The sequence below is a fragment of the Frankia sp. CpI1-P genome (assembly GCF_001421075.1).
In the GTDB taxonomy this organism is placed as follows: domain Bacteria; phylum Actinomycetota; class Actinomycetes; order Frankiales; family Frankiaceae; genus Frankia; species Frankia torreyi.
Map to the genome: position 1 here is coordinate 1 of NZ_LJJX01000133.1, position 1733 is coordinate 1733.

Annotated in this window: 4 pseudogenes; all 4 read right to left on the reverse strand. The window is 70.0% G+C overall.

Annotated elements, in window-relative coordinates:
• Positions 1–623, reverse strand: a pseudogene (locus FF86_RS61555) (sugar-binding protein); the annotation flags it as partial.
• Between the two features lie 68 nt (positions 624–691).
• Positions 692–971, reverse strand: a pseudogene (locus tag FF86_RS61560) (hypothetical protein); the annotation flags it as partial.
• 19 nt (positions 972–990) lie between these two features.
• Positions 991–1142 (reverse strand): annotated as a pseudogene (locus FF86_RS61570) (hypothetical protein); the annotation flags it as partial.
• Between the two features lies 1 nt (position 1143).
• A pseudogene (locus FF86_RS61575) lies at positions 1144–1430 on the reverse strand (hypothetical protein); the annotation flags it as partial.
• Between the last annotated feature and the right edge of the window lie 303 nt (positions 1431–1733).

The following is a 1733-nucleotide window of genomic DNA, read 5'->3' on the forward strand; positions in this document are numbered from 1 at the left end:
TCCGTCCAGCCGGTGGCGGTGTTCGTACCCAGCCGGTACTGGAACGTCACCTGGGTCTGCGCCGACGGCGCCTGCCCCTCCAACGTCGTGAACCGCTGGACGCGGGCGCCGTCCGCCGGCTGCGCCAGCGCCCCCGCACCCACCCCGAACCCGTAGGAGACGACCGGCGACAGGTTGCCCGCCTTGTCCTTCGTCCGCACGGAGAAGGTGTGCAGGCCGGCGGTCGTGGTCAGCGACGGGGTCGTCGTGGCCGTCGTCTCCGTCGCCGGGGACGGCTGGTCGAGGCCGTAGAGGAACGACTGGGTGTCCCCGCCGGGCGAGGTCCAGGTGAACGTGCCCGAGGTCGCCGACGCCCAGCCACCGGACGCCCACGCCGCCGAACTCAGTCCGGTCGGGGCGGATGGTGCGGTCGTGTCGACGATGAACGGGATCCACGACGACCACGCCTGCGCGTAGTCGACCCCGTCGTAGGCCCGGGCCCGCCACTCATACGCCGTGCCGTTCGTCAGCAGACCCGACGGCACCGTCCAGTACGCCGGCGAGTTCGACGGCGTGTTCGCCACCGACCCGCCGGTGATCTTCGTGGAGCCGTCCGAATTCCACACCTCGACGTCGACCCGCACCTGCCCGCCATCAGGATCACGNGAGGAACCCGACAGGGTCGGCGTGGTCGTGTTCGTCAGCACCATCNCCGGACTGCCACCACACTGCGCCGAACACGGACTGGTGAACCGGCCCGCGACCGTGCCCGGGTAGGAGTTGTACGTCGTGGAGATGTGCGGGGCGAGCATCGTGTCACCCGAGTAGAAGTACTTGAACTGGTTCGCATCCGACTCGCTCGGCGCCCGGATCGTCAGCGCCTCCGGCGACGGCGCACCGTTGTGCGCCCAGGCGTCCACCAGCCCGGTGATGTCGATGTTCGTGCCGCCCGAGCCGGTGCACGAGCCGCCGTTGTTGAACGTGGCACTACCNCAGTTGTGACCGTCCGCNCTCGGCTGGGAGTTCCACGTCGTCCCCGCCCCCATGCCGCTGGCGCCCTGCACGACCGTCGGCTCGACCGTGCACGTCGCCGACCCGCCCTGCCACAGGTTCAACACCGCCGACGTCACATGCCGGTTCTTGATCGCCGAATCGTCGAACCGNAGGAACGACCGGTTCACCGCCGCACCCTGATAGTTACCGACCCGCAGAATGTCGTTCGTGTCATAGTTCGTCGTCGGATTCGCATCGTTCACATCAGTGTCGAGGTTGTCCGCCAGGGTCGCCGCCGGGTCGATCGTCACCGGATACTGGCGGGACGGGTCAGTGAGCCATGCCTTGTCCGGCTTGAGCGCGAGGGTCGGCGCCGCGCCGGCGCCCTCCAGCGCGCTGTCGACCCCACGGGTACGGTCCGGCAGCTTCACCTTCGGATCGACGTGGGCATCCCACATCAACGGCGACGGCGAACGAGCCGTCACCTTCCCCCCCGCCGACAGCCGCAGCTCCCCCGCCGACGTCCGCTCGGCGGTCAACCCCTTCAACCGCAACGGCAACCGCAACGCCGCCTGCGCCGCCGCCGCGGTGTGCGCGACGATCCGCACGTCGTAACCCGTCGGAACGACCTTGACCACCAGATCGGTGCCGGGCGCCACGTCGGCGTAGGTCGCCGTGCTGCCGGCAAGCGTCGGCGCGGGCAGCGCGCCCGGCCAGGCAAAGGCGAGCTCGCGGCCACCGTCGACCAGGGTCGCCACGTC